Here is a 21,778-nt window from a genome sequence, read left to right as displayed (position 1 = left end):
TTTGAAAGTAAAGAAGGAGATAGATAGATGGCGGCAACAGCAGCTAACGGCCCGGGGATGAAAATGAATTTATTTCATCTGACGTGGCCGATTTTTCTTGAGTTATTTTTGTTTATGCTGATGGGATTAGCGGATACGTTTATGTTGAGTGCATTGTCGGATGACGCAGTCTCTGGAGTGGGGACGGCGAATCAGTATGTCCAAATCGCAATTCTGGTACTAGAAGTAGTCGGAAATGGAGCTGCGATCGTGGTAGCCCAGTATCTTGGTTCACGCCGTTATATGGAGGCGGCGAAGATCTCTGCAATGGCTATTTCCCTCAACTTGTTGGCTGGACTTTTGATTAGTGGAGTTTTCTTGCTGTTCACGAGTCAGATGATGCGTGCTATGAATTTGCAGGGTGATATCCTCGCTCATGCGGAGACTTATTTAGTTATTGTCGGTGGCGGGATTTTCTTGCAGGCGATCATTAACTCGCTTGCAGCAATTATTCGAGTACATGGATTTACGAAGCAGACAATGTTTGTTTCACTCGGAATGAACATTATCCATGTGATCGGGAACTATGCATTGATTTTTGGGAAGTTCGGAATGCCTGCACTTGGTGTAAAAGGTGCGGCGATTTCATCTGTTGGAAGCCGTCTTGTAGCCGTGTTGTTCTTTTTATGGTTATTGTACAAAGTTTTGGATTATCGCATTGACTTCCAATTTTATTTCAAATGGTCAAAGCGATATATTACTCAAATTCTCCAAATTGGCTTACCTTCTGCATTTGAGCAAGTTCTTTATCAGGCGTGCCAAATTGTATTCCTTTACTATGTGACCTATCTTGGAACCGAAGCCCTTGCTGCTCGGCAGTATGCAACAAATGTGTCGATGTTCAGTTATTTGTTTGCTTTGGCGATCGGACTCGGTACCTCCATCATTACAGGCAGATTGGTCGGTAGTGGAGAGAAGAATGAAGTGTACAGCCAAGTATGGAGTTCGCTCCAGCGTGCGCTTGCATTTACTGCTTTCATGGTAGTAATTGTAATGGCGCTTCGTTATCCGCTCATGCGGTTGTTTACGGATAATGAAGCCATCATTCAGCTTGGAGCCTCCGTGTTGTTGCTGTCTTGTCTGCTTGAAACAGGCCGTACAGTGAATATGGTGATCATTAATTCACTGCGCGCGTCAGGCGATGCAAAGTTTCCGGTACTGATGGGAGCGATATCTATGGTGCTCATCAGCTTGCCACTCGGTTACTTCTTTGTCTTTGTGCTTGATTTAGGGCTTGTTGGCATATGGCTCGCTATTGCAACGGACGAATGGATACGGGCAATCAGCATGGCGGTGCGTTGGAAGAGCCGGGTGTGGGAACGATATGCATTGGTCGATTCTTCTTCTCAGAAAACGCTAATTGACACACCGGTTGAACCGGATGTAGTATAAATGAACAGGATTCAACCCATAGTGATTTAAGCTATGGGTTTTCTCATTTAATGAGAAAAATTAGGAGCAAGTCCTTCACCTTTAAGCGGGCTGTTAGAAAATAGAACATGACTGTACGGATGATCTTTATGCTAAACTAACACTATATATTGTTGGAATTCTGAGTTATCTATTGCGATAAAGAAGGAGTATTCCATGTTAGTGAATTTAAATACTTGGCTGCAAAGATGGATCGCTATTCTAACACCACTCAGCTTACTTATTGGCGTGCTGTTTCATCAAGTTGGAGAACACCTGTTATTTCTTGTATCTTGGCTATTTGCGTTTATGACGTTTGTTGGAAGCTTAGGTATGAATGTAAAAGAAGTTCGCATGGTCGTGAAGCATCCAAGTGTTGTGTTGGTGAGCATTGCCTTTTTGCATATCTTGATGCCTGCATGGGCGTATTTACTGTCCATTTTGTTTTTTGATGATCACTTGCTGACGGTTGGCTTCGTATTGGCCGTGGCGGTTCCGACTGGCGTAACAAGTGTTATCTGGGTAACGATTTCGAAAGGAAATCTGCCACTCTGCCTGTCAATTATTCTGATTGATACGTTATCGGCTCCTCTAGTGATGCCGATAGTTCTTCATGTAGTGGCTGGAGAAAGGATAGCGGTGGAAACCACCTCACTTATCCTGAATTTGTTGTGGATGATTGTGATGCCGACGCTTCTTGGAATTTTACTGAATGAATGGACCAAAGGGAAGATCCAGTCCACTTTGAGTCCCAAATTAGCGCCTTTTTCTAAACTGAGCCTGTTCGCGATTGTCGCAATTAATGGAAGCGCGGTTGCTCCGTATGTTAAAGTGATTTCGTGGGAACTGGTCGGCACTATTTTACTCGTGTTGTTTATCGCGACATCCGGTTATGCAGCTGCTCTTGCGATGGGTCATTTATTTTGGAGAGATCCGGTTACTGCCACTACATTCATGTATGTCGGCGGGATGCGCAACATTGCAATTGGCGTTGTAATCGCCACGACTTATTTCCCGGCGAAAGTAGCCATGCCGGTTGTATTCGGTATGTTATTTCAACAAGTGCTCGCCTCACTCTATAGTAAGGTCGTTGAATTGTATAGAAATCGTTATGCACCGACCGTGTAAACGAAGTAAAAGTAAGAAATTGAATGGGGTATGTAACAGCATATTGCTTTAAATACCTATAGTACAAGGAGGAATTATATTGAACCCTGCACAACAGAAATTCCATCAATTTATACTAGAACGTGTACAGGAAGACAAAATGGATGAAGTTCAAGAATTGTTAAAAGAGAGTTTCCAAAAACAAGCTGACAAAAGCTTTGATCAAGCGTACTTGTTCGAGTTTATGCCACGAATGAAAGCTTGTTTGAAACCTGAGCATGTCGTTGAAGTAGAACAGATCATGAAAGAATTCGGCGGCAAATTCACAAGGTAACTTGGCGAGAAAAGTATAGTTACAAAATATATTAACGGCAGGAAACCGTCGCGCTCTTATTTATAGAGAGTTTGCGGCGGTTTTTCTTCTCTCTCAAATTCCAGCAACCGTTAAAATGTGATATCCTTTATTTACATCTTCATAATAGTTAGAAAAAAGCGAGAGGACATGACGTTATGCAAACGGTGAGAGTGTTTTTGGAAACCCATATTTGCAAAGCAGGAGAGTCGATTCAACAGGTTGGCGAGAATGAATGGGAAATTCAAAAATGGACTGCTCGTACATACAAAATATTAGGCAACGTATTGGCGTCTGATGAATATGATATTCATCCAACGGAGGACATCGTAAAAATGAATCTGAAGCCAAATTCTCGCAGAAACTCTTTACCTCTTTCAGCTGAGTTGAAACAAGAAGCCCTTCTTAAAGGGTGGTTAGTTCAGGAAATACGGTTTAAATCAGATGGCAGAACACCTTTAAGTTCAAGCTACCGTATGGGGCCTGGGTTAGCGGAATACGAACGGCTAAAAAGGCAAGGAGTGATGGAAGCCGATGAATTATTACGTCAAACATTACTTGGGGAGCTCGAAATCTCTAAATCGGTACTTCAGGATAGCTTCATTCACCAAGCGCAAAAATTCATTGTAGAACCAAAAGACGAGGAATCTTGGGGTAAAGAAAGAGTGCGGAAGTTTACGGAGTTCCTTATTGCTTATCTGCAGTTAAAAAGACAGCAATCTCATATGGAGTTCAAAGAAATCGGTGCCGTCTATTACAAAAGAATTGGCGGTTCAAAAGTGTTTGATGCCTATCGTGAGCCCTTTATAGGTCGGATTGAAAAATGGATCGATGCGCCGATAAGTGAAATCGGCATTGTCAGTACAGGTTCTATTGTTCCAATCTTTTTTGCAGGAAATCTAACGGGTGAATTCTCGCAATATTCAATCGGTACTGTTCATGCCACAACGGAAATAGCCGTGACAGATGAAAGTTATGTAACGACTGCAACAGTTTTATGGTTGGTAGAAAACCGTGCGGTACTGACTAGAATGGCAAAAGAAGTTGATTTTCTAAAGGATACCTCTTCGCTGATCATCGGAGTAGATGGACAAATACGGGGCGCGCATCGAAAATTAATTCAGCAGCTCTGTCGGAATTCTTCTATTCAGCAGATTGTAATATGGGTAGATTATGATACCGCGGGGAGGATTATTGCTAAAGATATTGCGAATTTTACAGAAGGACGATCTGTACGTTTTATAGGCAATGAAGGAAATGTCTTCACATCCTTTAGAGAATATGTTGAATGGTCAGAAACGATTAGCGAAGCAGAACAAGAAATGACGTTAAGGGGGCCAGCCGAATGGAGGAAGTGGATAAGCAGATAATATCTATCTTTAATACGGATGAACAGCAGCCTGAAATGGCACGAGCTATGCGAGATATTATTTCATTAGCCGGTGTGATGAAAGATCTGTCTTCTGAAGCTGTCTTCCATTCACCATTGGAGATGCTTCGCTTTTTACGGATTATTGAACTGATACACGAAGAGGCATACGGTCTTACTGAACCGATTGATAGTGCCGAGACGCTGTACTACCGATATCAGTCCCGTTTTCGTGATGAAGAGCCGCCGTCTAAATCGCGGGTTGATCAAATTGTTACGATACTTGCAAGCAATAATTGGATCAGTAAACAAACCCAGCAAATTAAAATGATGAGCGTTGGGAAACGGATGATGCACTCTTTGACTCGGCTTGCAAATGATTCCCTTGCGTATTATTTAGAGGATGACATTGGTCGTTCACTGTTTCAGGCGAGGAGAGACGCGGAAATCAGTGAAGCATATGACGATAAAGGAATTTCAGGCGGCAATGTCATCGCCAGTATGATCCGCAATGTCAGAGAGGCCAATGAAACGTTGAAAGAGCGGGAATTGGAACTGCTTGCGGATCGCAACGCCTTGCCGCAATTACAAGTAATTCATACGCTGATGGAAGATTTGGAACGTAAGCTGCATGAACGCTTTAATCAGTTCGAAACAATTGAAGACAGTCTTGTATTAAGCCATTTAATGCAAAATGGAGCTGGAGTACTTGCTGAAGGTACAAGCTTGTCACTTGGAATGGTCAATAAGTATCTTCAGTTTATGAATGTACAGCAAACGCCGCTCAAAACTGCCATTTCTCCTGAAAAAGTTCGGACGTTCGTTACGAAAATGTTTCATCCGCCTGTGGAATCGGAAATTCCGAATGCACACCAGCTCTTTAGCTTTATGGAACAGGGACAGTACGAGGGGGAGGAGTTAGATGGCATCTGGATTCCCGTAAAATATGCTAGTCCCTTGTCACCTATGGATATTGAAAGCGGAATAGACTTTCTGGAAAACTATGAGCCTGTCGTAGCGGATATTGAAGAGGAACACGACATAGAGTTCAGGCGAGAAACATTGGAAGTACAATCGATAGACGATTTAGTGGACGAGGCGAGCTGGTTGTTAACGAAAGCGAGTATCGACACAGATAAGATTGAACAATATCTTGCCGAGAAAAAAGAGGCAGGAATAGAAGAAACAATGATTGAGACGAGTTCAGCGGAATGGGGAGATGCCATTCGCCAACTTCTTGGAATTGCTGCTATGGAAGCGAATAAAAAGGTGCAGATCAAATTGCAGCAACACGTAAAAGAATTAGATAAAGAATGGGAGTGGATTCGAGATGACGACCGAAAATTCAACATTCGAAAAAGAGAATAGCGAGGACTACTCATTAAACAGTTTACAGTTATTGCGCAGTATTTTAACTACTCGAGAAGAACAAACGTTTTTGTCCATTCTCTTTTCTTCGAGTGCGACCATCCGGGCGAATAATTTTGGTCTATCCCGAAAAGAAGTGGAAAAGTTATTGGGCGTTTCCAAAGAAGACGCTTATTTTCATTCTTTTTTATCACGTGTAAACCAAGCCGTTGGTCGATATTATCGTTTGATTTATGATGAAGAACGGGATCAGGTAGTCGCTATGTTGCGGGTTCCTGCCCGTTCTGCCCGTCATACATTGTCCGAGGAAGCACTCGCAGTACTGTTGTTCATGTTTTATCAACAGGAAGTATTGAAGCATGAGTTTACATTATTAACCCAGTTACTGGAAGCGTTCGGCCATGAGATAAAGAAAGGAAGCCGCCGCATTCAGTTAGCAATCGATACATTACGAAAAATAGGCGCACTCGAAATCCAGACAGAATCGGGGAAAGAGGATGCGTATTGTTTAACGGCGATTGGAGTTCATATGTTTTCGGATTCATTTCTGCATAGGATGGTAGAATTCAGTCATTCCAATCAATTGTCAAAAGAAGACGTCATGAAATTCTTTAATCGTTATAATTTGTACGAGAGGGAGGGGTTCCTGTGATCCCTTGGCGATTACGGTATTCAGGTATTCGAGATTACGATGCGGAAGAGATGATTTTAGAAAATGCGGACGAACATATTCTCATCACAGGACCCAATGGTGCGGGAAAGTCGACCATCTCATTTTGCATGGGTGCGGTTCTGCGTTCCAGTAAGGTCGAAATTGAAGGTTTGAAGTCGCAAAATATTTCGGAAGACGAGACATGGAGAGCGGCGATCCATTTTTTATTCAAGAACGAAGGGTTATCTCGTATTGATGGCCCTCTTTTCATTGAATTCCGTCTAATATGCGAGCAACCGCCGAAGCAGCCAATCAAACTGCGTTACGAAGTTCATGACGGCGATGAAATGGAACAGCTGGAATTGCGGCAAACCTATCGCTCAGGTGACGCCAATAAAAATAATCTCAGTGCATATAAAAGAGAGCTACAATTCAAATATAAAATTCATCCCGATCTGTACTACTTAATTTGGTACCAGCAAGAAGTTAACCAATTTTCGGTCATGGCTCCTGAAGAGCGGTTCCGTATCTTTAGTGAAATGCACGGTATTGATCGGATTCAAAAAGATTGGGAGACGAGTCTGGAAATTGTAAAAGAGGCACGGGAAGCTTATGTCATCGCAACGAATCAACAAAAGCAACATGAGTTTACTTTATCAGTCGCCAGAAACAATAAAGATCGCTTCAAGAACAATCAAAAACGAATTGTTGAGAATGGGGTGCTGTTTGCATCCACCACTTATGCACTTCAATTAGGTGCTGAGAATGAACGCAAAGAGGTCGAAAAATATATCGAAGAGCGCAAACTGGAGTTAGAGGAAGTAGATGATCAGGCACAGGAATTCGTTGGAAAACTAGAAGAAAAGAATTCAAATACTCAACAGTTACAGGAGAAACAACAAGAAGTGGGGGAGCTGCTGGAAGAATCCAAAGTACAAGCCAATGAGCAAGAAGAAAAAATAGAAGAAGTGAGGGAGGAAGTCGACACCTTACAAAGTGAATTAAGTACTCTGCAAGAAGCGTATTCGAAATTACCTTATCCAGAAGTAGAAACAAGGAATCGACTCGCTGCGGCGAACGACCAAGTTGAGACGTTAACGAGAAAAGAGGAACAGCTCAAGACGCTGACTGACAAAGCAGGGCATTCAATAGAAGAGTACCGGCAAAGAGAATCAAAATTACAAGCAACTATTGAACAGTGGGAAGAAAATAGTCAGATTCACACAGAAATAATGAATCGCTATTTGTCGAGCTATCAATTAGAAAAAGATCTTGCTGACTTAAACCATTCCTTACAAGAAAGAAAACAGCTGCTAGAACAGAAACAGGCTGAACATCGCATATTCAAAGACGAATTGGCAATGTTGGAAAAGAATCAAATTGAATCTGAGCGGCAGCAAGAAGCCATTCGCCATATGAAAGAACAAAATATCAAAGCGTTCACTTTACGTCATTTCATTAAGTTGATGGACCGAACACCAATTGAAAATGAGCGTCTTTTCGATACAATTAAATACACCATTTTTTACGATGCGGCAAGCTGTCAGCCGATCAATGATCTTTATCATGTCTCATTGAAAAAACTCATTCCGAATCGGGTTATTATAGATTTACCTAATCTTGGTTTGCAAATGCAAGAAGGGCTTTCTCAAAAAGAACAAAATCATGCAACACGTGTTCTTTGGTGGATTGAACAGTTTTTTACTTCGGAACAGCCAACGATTCAAAAAAATTGGTTGGTCGATACGCGTGGAACAAGGGGTCCGCAAGAACGGAATACGTATATCTTAAGTAAACGAGCTTTGGAAGAAAGAAAAAAGTTTCTTATACGGAAAATTGAAGAAATGCAAAAGGAAATTGATACACTCTCTCTGCAGTCAAATGAAGACAATGAAACTTTTCGTGTATGGAATGCGGATGTTCAAAAAGTAAGGGAAGCAGAAGCCTTTCTTTCGTTAAAGGCAGACCAGCAATACCGTATCGAACAGCTTGTGCAGTTGAAAACAGAGCAAATTCATTTAGTTGTACAGAAAAAAGAATATGAAACAGAAACGAAAGAGATTTGGAAGGAGAAGATTAAACAAGAGGGCGTGGTCAGTGTATTGCTAGAATACTTGGCAGTCTATGAACAATTCGGCCAGCACTCTGAAAAAATTGAACGTTTACAGAAACAACAACAGTTGTTAAAGCATTTAAAACAAGAGCTAATTGTATTACGAAATAAAGTTGAAGCATATGAAGATGAATTGGATCGTCTTCAAGATAGTTTAAGACAACTGCAAAGAGAGATTATCGACTTGAAAGATCAAGCAGAAGCAAATCAACGAACAAAAAAGCAGATTGCCAATCAACTGTCTGAAAAAGAAGATGAACGAATCGCATTGTCCAAAGACGAGACGAAGCAAAAAGAACAATTGAATGATCTCAGATTACTCGTGCCGGAATTAGTGGATCAAGCTTTAATGGAAGAACAGCTGCAAGAATCCAAATATACTCTCACAGTCAAACAAAACCAGGCGATGGTTGGTTTTGAAAATGCACGTAATGAACAGGGAATCGATCAGAACGCGATAGAAAATTTTCTGACGTTGGAACAAGAGGTGCTACGCAAGGAAGAGGAGTTGCATTCAGCGAAAAATCTTCTGGAAGAAAACGAAGAACGTGCTATTCAAAATGAACATCGATTGGAAACAGCGATTGAGATGCAAGTAACGAAGATCAACTTACTCTTCCAGCAATATATGGGAGAATTTCAATTCGAAAGTCAAATAAAATTTGAGAAATTTACGGATAAAAAAGACAGGCCGGTCTTCAAATTATTTATTTATGTCCGTAAAGAAGGGCATCTGGGAAAGTTTGAGGATGTGAGCTTAAAAGCCAGAGGCGGGCGAGTGGGTAAAGGCGTTTCAGGGGGAGAAGAATCATTAAGTTCTTTATTATTTGCGCTCTCACTTCTCCAAAATTTAGAGAACCAGGCAGGTTTTATAGTTCTGGATGAATTTGACAGTGCCTTGGATGAAACACGAAAAGCTACGGTTTTTAAAATGTACGCCAATAAATTGCAAAGAAAACTGATTATCCTTTCTCCAAAAGCACATGATAATGACTACTATAATCAATTCTCTAAAGCGTTTATTATTTCTCATGACCCAAAGGAAATGAAAAGTAAGGTCAGGGGAGTTCAAATCCGTAAAAAATAACTGCCGCTAACTGAAAATCAGTAGAGCGGCAAGTTGCCGATCATCTTTTGTTGGAAGATTGATTCTTATCATGATTTGTTTTGTTATTTTTGTTTTTGGCCTTTGCATCGAATTCGGCGGATAATTCTTCATTTAAATTGTCGTTCGGATTATTGTTGTTACTATTGCTGGCGTCTTTACTTTTGTTTTGATACGTATCTAATGGATTGTGAGTTCGTTCATTCATTGTTTTCTTGTTGTTTTTATTCCCCATGACGGCACACCTCCTAAAGAGTACTATGGACAGAATCAGGCGTTTTATTCTAGAGGATGTCGCTTCCATAGGTATTCGGAAAAATTATAGTGGATAAATATTAAAGAGGTGATCGCGTGAATGATCAAGTTCTTTTGCTTCATGGTTTCAATAAAAATTCTCGTGATATGAAGACACTTTCTACTTATTTAGAAGAACAAAGCTATCATTGTCGCTCCCTCAATCTTCCGTTAACACGTCTTGAATTTGATAAGTCTGTCCTTTTAGTGGAACAAGTGTTGAGTGAAATGGCGTTGCATAAGGATGCAAGAATTCACTTGGTTGGGCATAGTACAGGCGGGTTGTTAATACGAAAAGTTCTAAAAGAAACTGATAACCTGGCAGCGATCGGTCGATGTGTCCAAATTGCTACACCGAACCATGGCAGCCAACTTGCGTATGTTGCAAGCAAAATAGTCGGTTACACACAATATTTCAGAACGTTGCGCTCCCTGCATACCACCTATATAGAACAATTGAATTTATCAAATGATCCTCCTTGTCCTATTGGAGCAATTGCCGGGACACGAAATCATTTATGGCTCGGAAAATTACTGGAAGGTGATAATGACGGACGCATCGAATTAGCTTCCGTTCAGTATCCTGGATTAACGGATTTTATTTCAGTGCCTTATGGACATAAAGAAATCCACCACCAAAGGGAAGTTGCAGATCTGACTGTGCGCTTTTTAAAGCTGGGACAATTCTGACCTTTCAAATGTGCACATATAGAGTTTGAAAAAAAGTACTCTTGTAATTCCACGCTCAGTGGGCATGCTATAACTGAGGGAATGATGAGGAGGATGATCGGATGAATGTAAGCGAAGAATTAAAAAAGCTGAAGGCGTTTCGCTGTGATGATCGGTGTGTACTATCGGTGTACTTGAATACGAATCCTGCAGATCCTGACCAGCAACAAGCTGCTTGGAGAATTCATCTGAAGTCTGGATTGAAGCGGCTGGATGAATATCTTGTCGCTTCTGGTGATGAAAAAGAGTTGACTGCTTTTCGCTTGGTGAAAGACAAAGTCATGAAAGAAATTGAGCATAACCAGGGAGAATTGGCGAAAGGAGCCGTAATTTTTGCGGCGGCCGAGCCGGAGATTTGGTCTGTTCATTTTGTCCAAGTAGCAGTCAAAACAAGTTTTCATTGGGAAAATCATGCGATGACGGACGAACTGGAGTATATGTTAAAAGCATACCCTGAGTCAGGAATTGTACTCCCAAGTTACGGAGAGGTCCGAATTTTGGACACTGCGATGGGAAGGATCCGAGATGAGACGGTTTATGAATTTGACTCCGGTCTTGACGTCTGGAAAGAGCAGAAAGGGGTTAAGTCTTCAATCCAGCGTGGCGTAGGAGGACATACAGACGAATTTGACCAGCGTCTAAGAGCGAACCTTGGACGTTTCTATAAAGAGATGGGATCAATCGTCGGGAAAATGAAATCCAAAAGGGGCTGGAAGGAAGTTCATGTTGCAGGTGAGGCAGAACTCGCCAAAAGTTTTGCTTCCACCTTGCGAGAGAAACCAGAAAGTTGTATACACAAGAACTTCGGCAGAACGAAAAACGATCAAATCATCCAAAAAATCTTTGAATCCCGCTAATTATTTACGACATACTGCTTATTCATGACATAAGCAGTATGTCTTTTTTATTTTAGCGCTGTTCCCATTATTAAAGGAATATACAAATAATTCTAGAATACTATCATAGTATGATAGTTAAAAGGGGGATGGAAAATGGGGCGCGGAAGAAAGATCGCATTATGGAGTATCAGTTTGTTGGCGTTAATAGCTGTTATTTTTGCTATATTTGCAAACGCTTACATATCGAAGTCGAAACCTTTAATCGCCGGTGAGCATCAGGTGACATTTGTGGATCAAGATGTAGTGATCACACGAGATAAGGATGGTGTACCACATATTAAAGCACAGTCTGATGAGGATCTTTACCGTGCTCAAGGATACGTGCAAGCGCAAGACCGCTTATTTCAAATGGATTTAGCCCGTCGACAAGCGAGTGGCCGATTAGCAGAAGTGATAGGGGAGGCAGCTGTTGCTAATGATAAGCTCTTCCGCACGTTTAGTTTGCGGGCAGCCGCAGAAGCTTCATATGATGGCTATAGTGATCAAGCAAAAGCGGTGTTGAACTGGTATGCAGAAGGTGTCAATGCATTTATTAACGAAGCGAAAGACACGCACAAGCTATCCTATGAATTTAAACTTCTTGGGTACGAACCAGAAACCTGGACTCCGGAAGATTCATTAACGATTGGCAAATATATGGCCTATGACTTGGGCGGTAAATGGCAGCCGCAAGCATTTCGACATTGGGCTCTGAATGCCTTTTCTGAGGAGAAAGCAAAAGAGTTATTCATTACGTATCCTGAAAACGCAGAGTCAATCATGACAGCAAATAAAGAGAACCAAGTGGAAGTAGCGGGAAGATTTCTCCCGGAATTATCACCTCCTGAATTCAATGGCAGCAATAACTGGGTTGTCTCAGGAGAAAAGACTGCTTCTGGCATGCCACTCCTGGCGGATGACCCGCATCTCGGGTTGAGTACGCCTTCCATCTGGTATCAGATGCATTTGCAATCACCCGATCAAAATGTAGGCGGTGTAATTTTTGCGGGAATACCGGGAATTATACTAGGCCACAATGAAGAGATTGCATGGGGCGTCACAAATGTCGGTCCTGATGTACAAGATCTTTATATTGAGATCCCGCATCCAAGTGAAAAAGGAAAGTTTCGCTACGACGACAAATGGGAGCAAGCTGAAGTCCGTGACGAAACAATTCGGGTCAAAGACGGCAATGACATTCCATTTGAAGTCGTGGTGACCAGACATGGTCCGATCATTTCAGATGTAATTTACAAAGAGGAAGATCCGGAAGCTTTGTTTTCGATGCAATGGACGGCACTTGAGCCGACAACGGAATTGGAAGCCATTATGAAGATGAATAAAGCGGCCGATTGGGAGAGCTTTGAGAAAGCCTTAGAGAACTTTCATGCACCTGCACAGAACTTTGTTTTCGCCGCAAAAGATGGAACAATTGCATACAAAGCGAACGGTCGAATCCCTATACGTAAACAAGGTGATGCGCAATTAGCTGTGCCTGGCGCTTCTTCCGAATATGGTTGGGAAGGGTATATTCCATATGACGAACTTCCGCGCGTAGTGAATCCAGATGAGGGATTCATCGCAACGGCAAATAATGAAGTAGTTGATGATTCGTATCCTTATCATATAACGAAATTTTGGGCGCAGCCTTACAGATATGAACGGATTGCAGAAGTGCTGAGAGAAGGTGATGAATTCACGGCAGAAGATATGATGAAGCTGCAGATGGACCAAAAGAATCTTTACGCAGCAGAGTTTTTGGACTCGATGATTGGATCAGTTGAAAAGAAAGACCAAGACGGAAACTATCAAGAGAGTATAAAATTACTGAAAGATTGGGATCAAGTCGATTCGAAAGAAAGCAGTGCACCTCTTATTTTCCATAAATGGATGAGACAGTTGCAGTTTGAGATGTTCCAGGATGACATGCCGGAAGATGTCTTCGCATTGATGCCAGGTAAAGGGCAGATTACAGATGAACTTTTACGCAAGGGTTACAATGGCGAAGCAAGCGTCTGGCTGAATGAGCAAAAAGGCGTTGATCAATGGGTGTATTCCTCCTTCATGAATGCGATCAAAGAAATTGAAGCAGATTTCGGTAATAAGCCGGAAAAATGGCAGTGGGGTGATTTTCATCAATTAACTTTTCCTCATTCGTTGGCTAGTGCATCGCCGATATTCGAGAAGCTGTTAAATCCCAAAAAGCAACCGATTGGCGGATCGAATATAACGGTGCAGGCGGCTGCTTTTAAAGATGATGGATCAGTGAACCATGGGGCGTCTTGGCGATTTGTAGCGGACTTGAATGATCTGTCGAAGACGTATCATATTGTCGGACCGGGACAAAGCGGGCACATGAAGTCCAAGTGGTTTCATGATCAGGCAGAGGATTGGGCGTTAGGTGATTTCCATGAGACGATTTTGACAGGAGAAGTGTCAAATGGAAGCGTGTTGACATTGAAGGCTGAATAAAACAGCAGACACAGACGGACAGCCGAAAATGGCTGTCCGTCTGTGTCTGACTGTTGTAAAACTAAAACATAATGGCTGCTTGCGTGGTATACTGAAATACATCAAAATTTGCACGGTTACATCGGGGGAATTATCAAATGAAACATCTAGCAGGCGGCATCCAATGGACAGTCTTTCTTATCGCATCCTCTATTGCAGCGCCTATAGCAATTGCACACGTATTCGGCATGGATGCGGTAGCAACCTCACTATTCATGCAGCGAACCATTTTCGTACTCGGCATCGCCTGTCTCATTCAGGCATTTTTCGGTCACCGTATGCCAATTAACGAAGGACCTGCCGGATTATGGTGGGGAATTTATGTAGTGTATGCCGGTATGGTTGGCATCTTTTATTCCACTTCAACAGATGCACTGCAAGCATTGCAAAGCGGCATGCTCTATAGTGGTGTTTTATTTATAATTTTGGCAGCTACCGGAGTCATCACGAAAATGAAGGCACTCTTTACTCCTGCGATTACATTTACTTATTTATTGTTGCTGATTTTACAGTTAAGTGGAACATTTATTAAAGGCATGATGGGCGTGGAGGAAGCGGGAGATCATTTAGATCCCATAATTTTAGGCGGAAGTTTCGTCGTTTTATTGATTACGTTCATTGCGATGGCCAATAAACGACCAACTGTTTCGAAGTATGCAGTGTTGATTTCCATTCTATTCGGGTGGGGACTTTTTCTGTTGCTTGGGAAGACACCTACTGTTGCGAAAGTTTCGGATCAATTTATTCAATTACCGCAACTATTTGTTTATGGGAAGCCTGTATGGGATGGCGGTGTACTCGTTACAGCCATTTTTATCACATTCCTGCTAGTTGCAAATATGCTGGCGTCGATCCGCGTTATGGAGCATTTATTGACGCATTCGTTCAATATCACACCGCCTAATCGGCTGCGCCAAGGAGCTTTCGCTTCAGGGTTCATCCATCTGATCGCTGGTTTGTTTTCCGCTATTGGTTCCGTGCCGATATCTGGATCAGCAGGGTTTGTAGGTACGACACGTATGCATTCAATCAAGCCGTTCATTATTGGGAGCGGGCTTCTTGTCCTCATGACGTTATTTCCTAGTGTCATGGCCTTTTTCGCCGCTTTGCCTGCTCCTGTTGCCTATGCCGTGACGTTTGCAATCTTTACCAAAATGGTCTCGATGGCATTCAATGAACTGGATGCAGATCCAGAAAAAGAGCGTGCACGGCAGGCCGTGGCGTTCGGTCTGATGGTCGGTGTCGGGACCATGTTCGTGCCGGCTGAAAGCTTATCAGAACTTCCGGCCATAATCGCCTCTACTCTTTCTAACGGGTTGATTACAGGTACGATCTTAGCTATTTTAATTGAGCAGTTTATGATACGTCGTAGTAAGAAAAAAGCGAACCATTAGGAGGGAATGCCGTGAAGTTTTTTGAGTGGGAGATCGAAATGAATCCAAAGATGAAACCTTATATGGATATGGAGAATCGCCGGGTTGCGATTTTAACGAAAGAAGATGATGAAATTCATATGACGATGGAGTTGGATGAGCAAGATCGTTTAGTTTTTCACCCGCGTTGGAACTGTAATGTTATTCTGCTCGGTGAAAAGCATATCCGATTGACACTGAATCAAGAAGATTGAACTACTCCCACTTTTACTACGTTTAGAAGTGGGAGATTCCTAAGATCACCGGCGTAACCGCCAGTTAGTGATTAGGCTATCCCCGCAGCCCCTGCGGTTAGAAGTCTATTCGCTTCCTTTTCAAGATTTATACTTGCGTTAAGATCTCGGTCGTGATGGACTCCGCATCCTGGACAGTTCCATTCACGCAAGGCAAGATTCTTAACATCTTTGTTTCTATAGCCACAAGATGAGCAAAGTTGGCTTGAAGGGAATGTTTTACCTACAGAAACAACCTGTTTGCCGTACCATTTCGCTTTATATTCAAGCATTGTTCTGAATTCTGACCAACTTACTTCACTAATCGCCTTGGCCAACTTGTTGTTTTTAAGCATATTGGATACTTGTAAGTCTTCTATGCCGATTACATCGTGGTTTTTGATGATGTCGGTTGAGATTTTATGCAAGTAATCCTTTCGCTTATTCGCAATGCTTTCTTGGATACGCGCAACTTTGATACGTTGTTTTTGATAATTTCTCGCTTCACTTAGCTTACATTTTCTTTTGATAGCTAGTTCTCTCCGTCTTGAGAGAATCCGTTGCGCTTTCGCCAACTTCTTCTCTAATGAACGAAAGTACTTGGGATTGCTATACACTGTGCCATCTGATAAGACTGCGAACTCTTTCAAACCCACATCAACACCCACGGAGGAATTCGTTTTAGGTACTTCTTGTACTTCTTTTTCAACAAGAATCGAAACGAAGTATTTGTCCGAAGAAGTATGTCTGATCGTTGCATTCATGATTCGACCATTTACTTCACGACTTCGCGAAAATTTTATCATGCCCAACTTAGGGAATTTAATTTTGTTGCCAACGATTGCAATGTTGCCATTTGTTTGTTTTGTTGTATACGATTGAACGTCATTATTTTTTGATTTAAAGCGAGGTGCTTTGTTTTGTTTTTTGAAAAGTCTTGTATAAGCGTCCGCCAAGTTTTTTAAGGAAGATTGAAGGGAAATGCTATCCACTTCTTTTAACCAACTGGTGCTTTCTTGCTTTTTTAGCTGAGTTAGTTCAGCGGAACAGGTAGTGTACGAGAGTCCTTTCCCTGTCTCTTTATACACGCTGTCCCATTTAGCCAAAAAGTGGTTAAAAACAAAGCGGCTACAGCCTATTGTTTTTGCGATTAAAATACGTTGTTCTTTGTTGGGATAGATTTGAAACCTATAAGCTTTGTTGATCAGCATGAAATTCACCTCCACCAAAAAGAATATATGTTCCCATTATAACCGACTGACATACTCTTTGGCTAGCGCCAACCGACATTCATCACCCACTTACACATTGGGCTACGCCCTACACATTCCTTGAAGTGGGCGTCTTCTGTCGGAAAATAATAAAAAATCAAAAGCCTGTCACACCGTTTATTCGGGTGACAGGCTTTCTTAGATCTAAATTACTTCTTTTGATTTAAATTGCTGTTCTTTTTTCTTTCTTCTATACATTGTGTAAGCATCTCATTGATTTCATTGTAGCTTGGACCAGATTCTGCATTTAGCCTCTTTACTTCCTCGATGTCTGTACCCGCCACTGTATACTTTTTCTTTTCCATTTCATCGACTCCTTTTATTTTCAGTTTTACGATATGTTTCTTTCAACGCTTCCCGGTACTCTTTTCCTGTCGCATTTTCACGCACCCGCGCGGCCTCTGCTTCACTTGCTTCGAAATCCAAACCGATTTCTGTATTAATCGTTTCTTTATGAAAAAGATGGCGTATATTTTTATCCATATTGATCCCTCCTTTTTCTAATATGGCTATTTTCGTTAGAAAAAATGTATGACTATAGGATTTTCATCAAAAGAAAGAGGATTCATTGTTGAAATGTCGAATCAAATGAAATAGGAACATAATTCAGAATTGAGAGAGAGAGGGATTGTAGATGAGCAAAAAAGTATTGATTCTAGGCGGAGATGCGGTTGAAGCATTGGAGATTTTCTATCCGTATTATCGTTGCTTAGAAGAAGGATTTGAGACTACGATTGCTTCCCCATCTGTAAAAAAATTATACACAGTTACTCATGATTTCATTGATGGAATGGAGACGTATGTGGAAAAGCCTGCGTACGGTTTAGATTCAAACATAGCGTTTGCGGATGTCAACCCAGCTGATTATGATGCATTAATCATACCTGGCGGACGGGCACCAGAGTATATCCGGCTGGATGAATCACTGCCAAGTATTGTGCGACATTTCTTTGAAGAAAATAAACCGGTTGCGGCTGTCTGTCATGCTGCACAAGTATTATCTGTGATCCCAGATCTTATGCAGGGCAGAGAGTATACGGCTTATATCGCTTGCAAACCAGACGTGACTGCCACAGGAGCTACTTACATTGAGAAAGATCTTCATACAGAAGGGAACTTGGTTTCTGGGCATGCTTGGCCGGACTTGCCAGGTTTAATGAGAGAGTTTATGAAAATGGTAAATAAGTAAGTCTAAAAGACGTAAAACCCTTTCTACTGGGTTTTACGTCTTTTAAATGATTCTAAGGATAACTAGTTAAACTGAAAAACTTCCACGTCTTCTATGCTTCTTGTACGTCTCGCTAACTTCAACTGGCCGATTTTTAATAAATTTCTAATTTTAGCCGTTCCCGAACGCCAAAACTTGCATAAGGTAAATAAGGATACTGCTAACGTTCTTTCGGGCGATCGGTTCTTACTGAAGGAGGGCGTAAAATGTATAGATGGAAGAAGTTTCGTGAATGGCAGACAGCTTATTCTATGTTGCGGGCTCTTCCTACAACTAAAGGCACCATAAAAATTCATGGCTTAGTGAATTCGGTGCTGGTAGTACGGGATGAGCAGGGAGTCCCACATATTGAAGCTAGAAATGAACATGATTTATATTTTGCACAAGGGTATGTGCAAGCGCAAGATCGGTTATTTCAAATGGACTTATTAAAAAGACAGTGTTCAGGCAGATTAAGTGAGATATTTGGGAAATCAACTCTTCATAGGGATCAATTCTTTCGAACAATCGGATTATACCGTGCTGCAGAAAAGTCACTTCCGCAGTATTCTGTCAAGACTAAAAAAATCTTGCACTCTTTTACACAAGGGGTGAATGCATATATAAAGGATGCGATTTGCAGACGCAAATTGCCCATTGAGTTTATTTTGCGTTCCTATCAGCCAGAAGAGTGGACACCGACTGATTGTATTGCAATAGGAAAACTGATGGCATTTAATTTAGGAGGGAACTGGCAAGGGCAAGCGTTCAAATACTGGGCATTGCATAATTTGTCTGAAGAAAAATGGAAAGACTTACTTCCCGAGACAGCAGGTGATTATGAAGAAGCGGCTGCGTATTGTATGGGTCACCCTTTAAATGTGGGGGCTATCTTTAAACACGCACCAATCGTAACTGACATAAATGGAGGTAACAGTTGGGTGCTGAGCGGAAAGAAAAGTAAGAATGGCAAGCCTATGTTGGCCGCTGATCCGAATTTTTCACTTGGAACGCCTGCTATTTTGTATCAAATGCATTTAAAGTCGTGTGATGTGAATGTATGTGGGGTTATTTTTCCGGGAATGCCAGGTATTCTGTTCGGGCATAACGAGCATATTGCATGGGGAGCTGTGAATACAAGACCCGACGTGCAAGATCTCTATATTGAAAAAAGACATCCTGAAAAACCGTATACCTATTTATATAATGATGAATGGTACGAAGCGCACTTAATCAGTGAAGTCATTCAGATAAAAGGAAGTCCTCCTGTACTATTTCAAATTCAAGAGACGAGACACGGACCCGTGTTCTTTGAGTTTCTGCAGGACCTGTCCCATACAGCTTTGTCATTGCGGTGCACTGCAATGGAACCAACAAAAGAAATCGAAGCGATAATCGCAATAAATTCAGCGACGAATTGGGGAGAATTTGAAAAGGGGCTTGAAGACTTTCATGCACCTGCCCAGAACTTTGTCTATGCTTCAATTGATGGGACGATTGCTTACAAGGCAAATGGGCGTATACCAGTCCGGAAGAAAGGTAATGGCTTACTCCCGGTGCCGGGTTGGAACGATGAATTTGAGTGGGATGGTTTTATACCGTACGACAAACTTCCACGTACGGTGAATCCTGTAGAAGACTTCATTTCTACAGCGGAATTGGAAGTAGAAGAAGACTACCCCTATCACATAAGTCATGCATTATCGCGACCTTATCGACAGCTGCGCATTCAAGAAGTGTTGCAAGCTGGAAGCCACTTTACAGTGCAAGACATGAAACGACTGCAAATGGATAAAATGAATTTGTACGCAGCTGAGTTCATCCCTCTTTTTCTGGACTGCTTGCGGCCGATGAAAAAGACGATGCCAATTCGGCGGGCATTGGGAATATTGGAGAAGTGGAAATTTGAAGACCGCGTCAATGAGGCGGCTCCTCTTTTGTTTCATTTGTGGATGAGTGAAATCCAGAAGGTTTTATTGGAGAAAGAGATTCCTGAAGAGGCACTGCGCTTATTTGACGGCAAGGAACAAATAGTAGAATGTATGCTGTTTCAAGCACTGCAGAAAAAGTCTGAATCAGTGTGGGTTACACAAGCAGGCGGAATTTCTGAGGTGCTCTATCAGGCACTCAACAAATGCTTAAAGCGTGCGGAAGTTCAGTACGGGAAAAACATGAAGGAATGGAAATGGGGCGATTATCACCGGTTGTATTTTGAACATCCTTTCAGTAAAACAAGTACTTTTGCTAAGGAACTTTTTAATCGAACGAAGCCTTTGCCTGTTGGAGGAAGCCAAGTGACAGTCCAATCGGCTGGATTTAATGAAGCAGGGACTGTTCATCATGGCGCATGCTGGCGGTTCGTAAAGGATTGGTCTAACCGGTTTAACGCGCATCATATTGTGGGGCCTGGGCAATCGGGACATGTGAAAAGTCAATGGTATGCAAACCAGCTGTCTGATTGGATGTATGGAAATTATCATATAACAGAATTGAAGATGGCGGAGTCCACTTATTATTTACGTTTAGTACCAAAGGGATAAATGGTCAGTAAGGGAGACATTCTATCCAGAAGGATAGAGTTCTCCCATCATATAAAGTTAATGGAACTTTGATATACTTTGTATATTAGCTAAATAAGGAGGATCATTTCATGGCAACTTTATTTACACCTTATACAATTCGTGGCGTGGAGTTCAAGAATCGTATCGTCATGTCACCGATGTGTATGTACTCTTCTCACAATCAAGACGGAAAAGTAGGGGATTGGCATAAGGTTCACTATCCAACCCGTGCAGCGGGACAAGCTGGTCTAATCATAGTAGAAGCTACCGCTGTTCAACCGGAAGGCAGAATTTCCAATGAGGATCTAGGGATTTGGTCAGATGATCATATCGAGGGATTATCCGAACTGGTTCGATTAATAAAAGGGTATGATGCCCGTACAGGTATTCAATTAGCTCATGCCGGTAGAAAATCGACAGTAGAAGGGGATATCTATGCGCCAAGCCCCATTCGATTCAGTGAGCAGTACAAAACCCCGGTTGAAATGACTAGAGAGGATATTAAAGAAACGATTGAGTCCTTTAAAGCAGCAGCCATCCGTGCCAAGCAAGCAGGATTCGACGTCATAGAAATACATGGTGCCCATGGTTATTTGATCAATGAATTTCTATCGCCATTATGTAATACCCGTGCAGATGAGTATGGAGGTTCGTCTGAAAATCGATACCGACTCTTGAGACAAGTTATTGACGCAGTTCGATCTGTGTGGGAGGGACCTTTATTCGTCAGAATTTCTGCTGAAGAATATGCGGAAAACGGCATGGATACCACACAATATATAGAGATGGTACGTTGGATGAAAACTCAAGGCGTCGATTTAATAGACGTCAGCTCGGGTGGTGTAGTGCCTGCAGCCATCAATGCCTTCCCAGGCTACCAAGTGCCGTACGCAGATCAAATTCGAAAAGAAGCAGATATTCCAACAGGGGCAGTCGGTTTGATTACTTCCGCGATTCAAGCAGAAGAAATTTTACAAAATGGACGAGCTGATCTGGTCCTGCTCGCCCGTGAATTACTGCGGAATCCTTATTGGCCGTACAGTGCTGCAAATGAACTGGGCGTCAAAATTGAACCTCCTGCGCCTTATGAACGGGGTTGGACATTTTCTTGAGTATGGGAAACTCAACTGTTATTTAATAACTCATTCACTGCCTTACCGAAATGAA

At 42.0% G+C, this 21,778-nt stretch carries 19 protein-coding genes; 15 read left to right on the top strand and 4 right to left on the bottom strand.

Annotated features, from left to right (window positions below):
• Positions 1 to 27 precede the first annotated feature (27 nt).
• From MKY93_RS16265 to MKY93_RS16235, 7 genes are all read left to right on the top strand, one after another.
• Positions 28 to 1,431 (top strand): MATE family efflux transporter, encoded by a 1,404-nt coding sequence (locus MKY93_RS16265; RefSeq protein WP_340760251.1) that lies wholly within the window; start codon positions 28 to 30, stop codon positions 1,429 to 1,431.
• A gap of 195 nt (positions 1,432 to 1,626) precedes the next feature.
• Positions 1,627 to 2,577 carry a bile acid:sodium symporter family protein gene (locus MKY93_RS16260; protein WP_340760249.1) on the top strand — a complete coding sequence of 317 codons (951 nt, stop codon included), beginning with the start codon at positions 1,627 to 1,629 and terminating at the stop codon, positions 2,575 to 2,577.
• Between the two features lie 79 nt (positions 2,578 to 2,656).
• Positions 2,657 to 2,890: a hypothetical protein gene (locus tag MKY93_RS16255; protein WP_340760247.1), complete on the top strand. Its 234-nt coding sequence runs from the start codon at positions 2,657 to 2,659 to the stop codon at positions 2,888 to 2,890.
• A 185-nt stretch (positions 2,891 to 3,075) separates the two neighbouring features.
• Entirely contained in the window at positions 3,076 to 4,278 is a 1,203-nt protein-coding gene (locus tag MKY93_RS16250; protein ID WP_340760245.1) for a DUF2399 domain-containing protein, read from the top strand.
• Positions 4,254 to 5,645 carry a hypothetical protein gene (locus MKY93_RS16245; protein WP_078818456.1) on the top strand — a complete coding sequence of 464 codons (1,392 nt, stop codon included), beginning with the start codon at positions 4,254 to 4,256 and terminating at the stop codon, positions 5,643 to 5,645. Before MKY93_RS16250 ends, MKY93_RS16245 begins: the two co-directional genes overlap by 25 nt.
• Positions 5,608 to 6,297 (top strand): hypothetical protein, encoded by a 690-nt coding sequence (locus MKY93_RS16240; protein WP_078818455.1) that lies wholly within the window; start codon positions 5,608 to 5,610, stop codon positions 6,295 to 6,297. The genes MKY93_RS16245 and MKY93_RS16240 overlap by 38 nt, the downstream gene beginning before the upstream one ends.
• A complete protein-coding gene (locus MKY93_RS16235; protein ID WP_078818454.1) occupies positions 6,294 to 9,497 on the top strand; it encodes a hypothetical protein in 3,204 nt (1,067 codons plus the stop codon). Before MKY93_RS16240 ends, MKY93_RS16235 begins: the two co-directional genes overlap by 4 nt.
• 40 nt (positions 9,498 to 9,537) lie before the next feature.
• Here the strand turns inward: MKY93_RS16235 and MKY93_RS16230 are convergent, their stop codons facing one another.
• Positions 9,538 to 9,750: a hypothetical protein gene (locus tag MKY93_RS16230; RefSeq protein ID WP_009498570.1), complete on the bottom strand. Its 213-nt coding sequence runs from the start codon at positions 9,748 to 9,750 to the stop codon at positions 9,538 to 9,540.
• A 116-nt stretch (positions 9,751 to 9,866) separates the two neighbouring features.
• Here MKY93_RS16230 and MKY93_RS16225 point away from each other — a divergent pair, with 116 nt between their 5' ends.
• The 5 genes from MKY93_RS16225 to MKY93_RS16205 all read left to right on the top strand — a co-directional run bounded on the left by MKY93_RS16225 (position 9,867) and on the right by MKY93_RS16205 (position 15,554).
• Positions 9,867 to 10,499, top strand: coding sequence for an alpha/beta hydrolase (locus MKY93_RS16225; RefSeq protein ID WP_078818453.1), 633 nt, complete (start codon positions 9,867 to 9,869; stop codon positions 10,497 to 10,499).
• Positions 10,500 to 10,600: 101 nt separating this feature from the next.
• Entirely contained in the window at positions 10,601 to 11,395 is a 795-nt protein-coding gene (locus MKY93_RS16220) for a VLRF1 family aeRF1-type release factor (protein ID WP_078818452.1), read from the top strand.
• Positions 11,396 to 11,530: 135 nt separating this feature from the next.
• The gene (locus MKY93_RS16215; protein WP_340760238.1) at positions 11,531 to 13,888 is read left to right on the top strand and encodes a penicillin acylase family protein; all 2,358 of its coding nucleotides are present in this window, start codon (positions 11,531 to 11,533) and stop codon (positions 13,886 to 13,888) included.
• Between the two features lie 137 nt (positions 13,889 to 14,025).
• The gene (locus tag MKY93_RS16210; RefSeq protein ID WP_340760236.1) at positions 14,026 to 15,321 is read left to right on the top strand and encodes a purine/pyrimidine permease; all 1,296 of its coding nucleotides are present in this window, start codon (positions 14,026 to 14,028) and stop codon (positions 15,319 to 15,321) included.
• Between the two features lie 11 nt (positions 15,322 to 15,332).
• On the top strand, positions 15,333 to 15,554 hold the full coding sequence (locus MKY93_RS16205; RefSeq protein WP_340760234.1) for a hypothetical protein: 222 nt from the start codon (positions 15,333 to 15,335) through the stop codon (positions 15,552 to 15,554).
• A gap of 71 nt (positions 15,555 to 15,625) precedes the next feature.
• Here the strand turns inward: MKY93_RS16205 and tnpB are convergent, their stop codons facing one another.
• The 3 genes from tnpB to MKY93_RS16190 all read right to left on the bottom strand — a co-directional run bounded on the left by tnpB (position 15,626) and on the right by MKY93_RS16190 (position 17,326).
• Positions 15,626 to 16,783, bottom strand: coding sequence for an IS200/IS605 family element RNA-guided endonuclease TnpB (gene tnpB / locus MKY93_RS16200; RefSeq protein ID WP_340760231.1), 1,158 nt, complete (start codon positions 16,781 to 16,783; stop codon positions 15,626 to 15,628).
• A gap of 209 nt (positions 16,784 to 16,992) precedes the next feature.
• Positions 16,993 to 17,148, bottom strand: a complete 156-nt coding sequence (locus tag MKY93_RS16195; protein WP_340760229.1) for a hypothetical protein — start codon at positions 17,146 to 17,148, stop codon at positions 16,993 to 16,995.
• A gap of 1 nt (position 17,149) precedes the next feature.
• Entirely contained in the window at positions 17,150 to 17,326 is a 177-nt protein-coding gene (locus MKY93_RS16190) for a hypothetical protein (RefSeq protein ID WP_340760227.1), read from the bottom strand.
• Between the two features lie 151 nt (positions 17,327 to 17,477).
• Here MKY93_RS16190 and MKY93_RS16185 point away from each other — a divergent pair, with 151 nt between their 5' ends.
• The 3 genes from MKY93_RS16185 to namA all read left to right on the top strand — a co-directional run bounded on the left by MKY93_RS16185 (position 17,478) and on the right by namA (position 21,723).
• Entirely contained in the window at positions 17,478 to 18,032 is a 555-nt protein-coding gene (locus MKY93_RS16185) for a DJ-1/PfpI family protein (protein ID WP_078818448.1), read from the top strand.
• A gap of 245 nt (positions 18,033 to 18,277) precedes the next feature.
• A complete protein-coding gene (locus tag MKY93_RS16180) occupies positions 18,278 to 20,590 on the top strand; it encodes a penicillin acylase family protein (protein ID WP_340760225.1) in 2,313 nt (770 codons plus the stop codon).
• A 110-nt stretch (positions 20,591 to 20,700) separates the two neighbouring features.
• On the top strand, positions 20,701 to 21,723 hold the full coding sequence (gene namA / locus MKY93_RS16175; RefSeq protein WP_340760223.1) for an NADPH dehydrogenase NamA: 1,023 nt from the start codon (positions 20,701 to 20,703) through the stop codon (positions 21,721 to 21,723).
• The last annotated feature ends 55 nt before the right edge of the window (positions 21,724 to 21,778 follow it).

It is taken from the genome of Sporosarcina sp. FSL W7-1283 (genome assembly GCF_038003105.1).
In the GTDB taxonomy this organism is placed as follows: Bacteria; Bacillota; Bacilli; order Bacillales_A; family Planococcaceae; genus Sporosarcina; species Sporosarcina newyorkensis.
This window is presented reverse-complemented; position numbering and strand designations above follow the sequence as displayed.